Consider the following 5,756-nt stretch of genomic DNA (forward strand, 5'->3'; position numbering starts at 1 on the left):
CAACTGCTGGTTATGGTACAGCTTTAGGTGTTATTCGTTCCGCGTGGCGAGAGGGAAGATTGGCCAAAGTCTACGCTGATGAAACCCGTCCCCGTCTCCAAGGAGCAAAACTTACTACTTGGGAATGTGTCCAAGAAAACATACCCGTCACCCTAATTAGTGATAATATGGCAGCCCATTGTATGAAACAAGGTTTAATTCATGCTGTAGTAGTGGGAGCTGACAGAATAGCAGCAAATGGGGATACTGCCAATAAAATTGGTACTTATAGTCTAGCTATTGTGGCCAAAGCACATAACATTCCCTTTTTTGTAGCTGCACCCCTATCAACTATAGACTTTAAAATATCTGATGGTAGTCAAATACCAATTGAAGAAAGGGATGCCAAGGAAATATATCAATTAGGAGAAACGCGCATTTGTCCAGAGGGAGTAGAATTTTATAATCCGGCATTTGATGTTACACCTGCCGAATTAATTGCAGGAATAATGACAGAATATGGTACAGTTGCGCCGGGAGAATTAGAACAATTTAGGATCAAGCAGTTAGTTTAATTATTGCTCTGCTGATTAATTCTCGCGCGCATTGACAGATAAACGCTTTAGCTTTTTTAGGTTGAAAAAAGTGCCAACTTTTCGATGGAAAAAGCTGAAAAATTCAGCATTTTATGCAGACAAAGGCAGAAAAATCAAGGGATAATTCTGACTCCTATCTCCTCTAAATTCCCCGTTTCTCCTGACTCCGTACCGATGTTGCATGAAACGCCCCTACGACTCCTGACTCCTACCCCTACCAAAATACTTTTTCAGCAAACCCTAATTAGATGTCTCAGAAGTACGGGGTGTTAACAAGAAAAGCTCTAATGTGCCATTAACCTTAATTTTGTAAACTTCTTCAGCTTTAAACTTCTTTTCAATGCCAGCCAGTAAGGTTGGTGATGGATTAGCATATGCTAACCAGATGCGCGATCTAGTTTTTGGTAAACTTTCCAGCCAACTTTCTACAGCTTGGGGATCATCTTTAGGTGTGTCTATTCTTACCTCAATAGTTGCAGAACCCCTATAGTAATGATTCAGCGCTCTGGGAATTGACTGATTAGCTTTCCAAACAATTACATCCCCAGACTGCTCGTTGGTTTGAATCAGTTGGACAAAACCCCGCCAATCTTCTCGATCCTTTACTGTATAGTAACGCTTTAACCCCCCACCAACAGCAACGAAATATATCAGAGCGATCGCCACTGCTGGAATTCGCCACCTACGCCAAACCACCATAAACCCTGCTGCCAAAAGAATAAAGATATAGGGGGCAGTAAACATAATATAGCGATCTACCCAGATAGAACGGGAAATTTGAGAAACTAAAAATATTGGAATTAAAGGTAAAAATCCCCAAGCAGCAGCCCAACCAAGTTTATATGAATTTCGTTTTTCAAAAAAAGCTAAACCTATTAAGCTGGCTACCATTACCGAGTAGAGATTGTAAAACCAGAAAATGGCCTCTGAATTAGCTCTGCCAAATGACCAAGCGGTAAAACGACCAGGTTGTAGTAGTACATTAATAATAGTGGGGGCAGATTTTAAGTTAGCTGTTACATTTTCTAAACTTGTTTCTACTGTTCCTCTAAATCCACCCATAAAGTTAGCCGAAGTAATAGCTATATTAATTACCAGAGGAGACCATAATAGAATAATAGCAATCAACCCAGCAACAAAACTCAATAATACACGCTTTTGTTTACGAAACTTCCAACCGAATAAAACTATGTCCGGTAGCAATAAGAGTAAATTTAGTCGTGTAGAGCGAATAGCTAAGTATCGAGCGATCGCCCAAAAACCAATAGAAAACTTATTGGGAGATTCCAAAGCAGAAGTTAAAGCCAGAGTACCAAGCAATCCCAAAAAAGTGCTAACTCCATACATCCGCACCTCTTGAGCATGATGAATAAACAAAGGCGAAATAGCAACAAATAGGGCNCGGTAGCAATAAGAGTAAATTTAGTCGTGTAGAGCGAATAGCTAAGTATCGAGCGATCGCCCAAAAACCAATAGAAAACTTATTGGGAGATTCCAAAGCAGAAGTTAAAGCCAGAGTACCAAGCAATCCCAAAAAAGTGCTAACTCCATACATCCGCACCTCTTGAGCATGATGAATAAACAAAGGCGAAATAGCAACAAATAGGGCGGAAATTAAACCCACAGGTTTGCTCGCTAGACGGCAACCAAGTCGATAAGTTAAGAAGACACTACCCAAAGTAAAAACAAGGCATAGCCCCCGCAGCCAACTATCGCTGTAGCTAAAGAGCATCCAACCTTTGAGGAGAATGAGATGGATACGGCCTCTCCACAAGAGATCTAAAATATCTCTTTTTGCTCGATCTACACTGATGAGTTCATCTATCCAAAGACTTTCTGTGCCTAGTTGATAGAGATATAATCCAGTAGCTAATAATAGGATTAAAGTAATAGGAAATATCTGCCAAAATAAATCGGACTTTGCTTGATTTTTTGTAAAAGAGGAAATTTTTTCTTTCATAGTAGATCCACCACAAAATTATCGGAAAGTTAGGAAAATATAGATGATTTTGTTCGGCGCTGGTGAATCAAGATATGAAATCCAAGTTGGTACTACAAGAAACTGGGTTTATTGGAGAAAGATGTCAGTATGATCAGGCATCTAAATATCAACCCGGTTTATACACTTAAAAAAAATCATATATCAAATCACCAACACCTTTTGTTCAATAAACATCTGCAGAAAATAAAATCGCCCTTTATTTGGCATTAACTATAGTTGTAAAATTTGCTAACAAAATATTTTTTAGTTCCTTTTTTATCAAAATATATTGCCCTTACCCCTTTTCCTGTTCCCTGTTCCCTAAGCTAAAAAAAAATTATATATCTTTTTCACCAGATGTCTAATATTTTAATTAAGGGTTGTGAGAAAAAGGTACATCAAATCTTTTTCTCTATAAAACTGTTCATTAGTAAATTCCCAGTGTTTTTCCAGTTTTAATTTATCCCCAAAAGTCTCTTCAAACAAGCTTGGATCAAAATCACCTTGGCAAACTAACCAAAGTCTTTCTATTGGTAATAGATTGGATAACTCTACCTCTAAATCAGTTTTGTCCACCTCCAAAATAGAACAAATATCTTTACGATAAATAGATGCAGTACCATTATAGTAATGAGTTAGTGCAGTAGTCATTTTTTCAGAACCTATCGATAAAACTATTTTATCCCCTGGTTTTTCTATCGTATTAATCACTTGTGCGATACCACGCCAGTCTTGACGATCTTGAACAGTATAGAAACGAACCAATCCATTAGTAGTGGCAAATAAATAAATAATTGCTATTACAATAGCTACTATACGCTGCAAATTCCATACTCTCATAAAACCAGCAGCAAGTAAAATTAGAACGTAAGGACATACGAATAATAAGTAACGGTCTATCCATAATCTCTGAGAAACTAAAAATATCATAGCTGCAGGTATAAAAGCCCAAGCTGCCATCCAAAGAAGTTTTCCTGAACGATGCTTTTTAATCAACCCAAAGCTTAATAAAAATAGTAGGATGATTGTATAAGCTTGATAAAATAAGCTGATTGCTTTTGATGTTGAAGGGAATGGAAAAGCTGTAAAATGTCTTAACTTGCGTATTACTTCTGTTATACTGGGAAATGCGTGTCTACTAGAAGATGTCTCAACCTTGGCAGTTATGTTTAAAGCTCCCGTCAAGAAACCTATAGTGTTTGAAACTAATGTCCATAGAGAGGGCAGCCATAAAACAAACCCTACTAACGCCCATTTTCCAAAACGTAATAATACATCACGTTGTTTGCGAAACTTCCAACAAAATATGAGAATATCTGGTAGTAATAAAGTGGCATTCAGTGGAGCAGTCATGTTCATTAACGCTCGCGTGCAAGCCCACCAAGCCATTGAAGAGTTGGTAGGATTTTCTAGTGCATGAACTAAAGCGAGGGAACCACCAAGAGCTAAACAAGTACCCAGTGAGTACATCCGCACCATTTGGGCAAAATTAATAAAAATTGGTGAAAGTGCCAGCAACAAAGCGGCAATTAAACCTGCTCCCTCTCCAGCTACACGACGACCAAGTTGGTAAATTAAGAATACACTAGCTAAACCAAACACAACAGATAAGCTTCGTAACCAACTATCGCTAGTGCCAAATAACATCCAAAATTTTAGGAGTATATAGTAAATTGGACGTATTCTAAATAAAGATATCTTGACTTTAGCGTCATTAATACTGTAAAGTTCATCCACCCACATACTCTCTGTACCAAGATTATAGAAATATAATCCAGTAGCTAATAATAGAATTAATGTGATTGGTATCCATTGTTGCCAGTAAAATTTTTCTTTGTGAGTAGTTGTATTCATATATTTATAAGAATTAAGTAACTTATGGACTATAATAATTCCATGTCATTTTACTACGGCGGTAATGATTTTGAGACCATAATCTAGGGCGATTCGGATTGGGATTAACTTCAGGGTTACTGTAAATATGTAGCTTATTTCCGTTAAGAACAATCAACTCTTCTCGCCAGTCTCCAGACACATCCGCTACATAAAGACGATCAGCTTTTTCCTTAAATCTGTGGAGAAATTTCCCAGTCAAAGGATCGAAAATTGCCACATCTCCTGATTTGTGGCGCTCTTTGGCTGCAGCTAACTGTTTGGGTTCTCCTCTCCAATCTATGGTAAATATAACTTCTACCCCTCTGACTGTCCAACCTCTAGGGGCAACATTGTCCATTTCATAGTTAGCAATGAGCTGACCCTGGGCATCAAAGACAAAAGGTTTCTGGTGTTCATTATAACGACTGCGAGACCATATTTCTAACCCCGGTCGATTGGGGTCAAAGTCACCAATAGCAGCATTTTGAGGTTCTTGATTTTTGTAGTCAGTTTCCCAGATTAGGCGATCGCTATTAAATAGAAGAACTCGATTACCACCACTTCGCTTACGACCACTCTCTTCCAAAGCTATTACCTCTAATCCAGGAATATCTGGACGCACATCAGCAACAAATATGGAATCAATATGACCCTTGGGGGAAATTCGCACCAGCATTTCTCCATCTGGGGATATTAGAGTTGCACCCAAAACTTCATCTTTACCATCTCCATTTAAGTCTGCTACTCGAGCCCCATTATGAGCATTGGCGACAAAATCATCTCTCGTCCATAACGGTTGGGGGTCTTCTTTTTTGAGCAAGTCATCTATTGCATAAGCAGCTAAAAAGCCTCCTGTGCGATATCCTTCTGAGTTGGTAGTCTGTAATAATAAATCCTGATGGCCTTGCCCACGAAAATTAGTAATTACTAGGTGTTCCCATCTTTCTGTTCCTTCTGGTGATTTCAGAGTGATAGTTTTCTTGTTTTTTCCACTTTCACCTTCAACAATGTGAAGAGTATTATCTTTAGTTAAAAATAATACTTCTGTTTTGCCATCTCCATCTACATCACCTGCTTGTACTCCTGGTCCGAAGTGTCCAGGTAAACCATTCTTCTCAGATTTTATGGTAACCTGAATATTTATTTGTTTTGCCCAAAGTTTTTGACCACTTCCCTGATAAACTACAATATGTCCAGGTTTGGTAATAATAAAATCCTTTTGACCATCATCATTTATATCTGCTGTAATTATTCCTCCTATTCTTTCATCTTCAGCAGGTAACTCTTCTAATTTTATAATTTTGGGTTTAATAGATGAATAAGAT

At 38.1% G+C, this 5,756-nt stretch carries 4 protein-coding genes; 1 reads left to right on the forward strand and 3 read right to left on the reverse strand.

What is annotated here, in order from left to right:
- A partial coding sequence (gene mtnA, locus AFK68_RS13660) for an S-methyl-5-thioribose-1-phosphate isomerase (protein ID WP_094673278.1) occupies window positions 1–554 on the forward strand: 554 nt, incomplete at its 5' end.
- 261 nt (window positions 555–815) lie between these two features.
- Here the strand turns inward: mtnA and AFK68_RS13665 are convergent.
- The 3 genes from AFK68_RS13665 to AFK68_RS13680 form a co-directional block, all read right to left on the reverse strand.
- The coding region (locus AFK68_RS13665) for a hypothetical protein (protein ID WP_210407392.1) at window positions 816–1,976 on the reverse strand (1,161 nt) is incomplete at its 5' end.
- 949 nt (window positions 1,977–2,925) lie between these two features.
- Window positions 2,926–4,410, reverse strand: a complete 1,485-nt coding sequence (locus tag AFK68_RS13675; protein WP_094673281.1) for a glycosyltransferase family 39 protein — start codon at window positions 4,408–4,410, stop codon at window positions 2,926–2,928.
- Window positions 4,411–4,432: 22 nt separating this feature from the next.
- On the reverse strand, window positions 4,433–5,756 hold a 1,324-nt coding region (locus AFK68_RS13680), incomplete at its 5' end, for an FG-GAP-like repeat-containing protein (RefSeq protein WP_094673282.1).

The organism is Hydrocoleum sp. CS-953, from assembly GCF_002260545.1.
GTDB lineage: Bacteria > Cyanobacteriota > Cyanobacteriia > Cyanobacteriales > Microcoleaceae > Trichodesmium.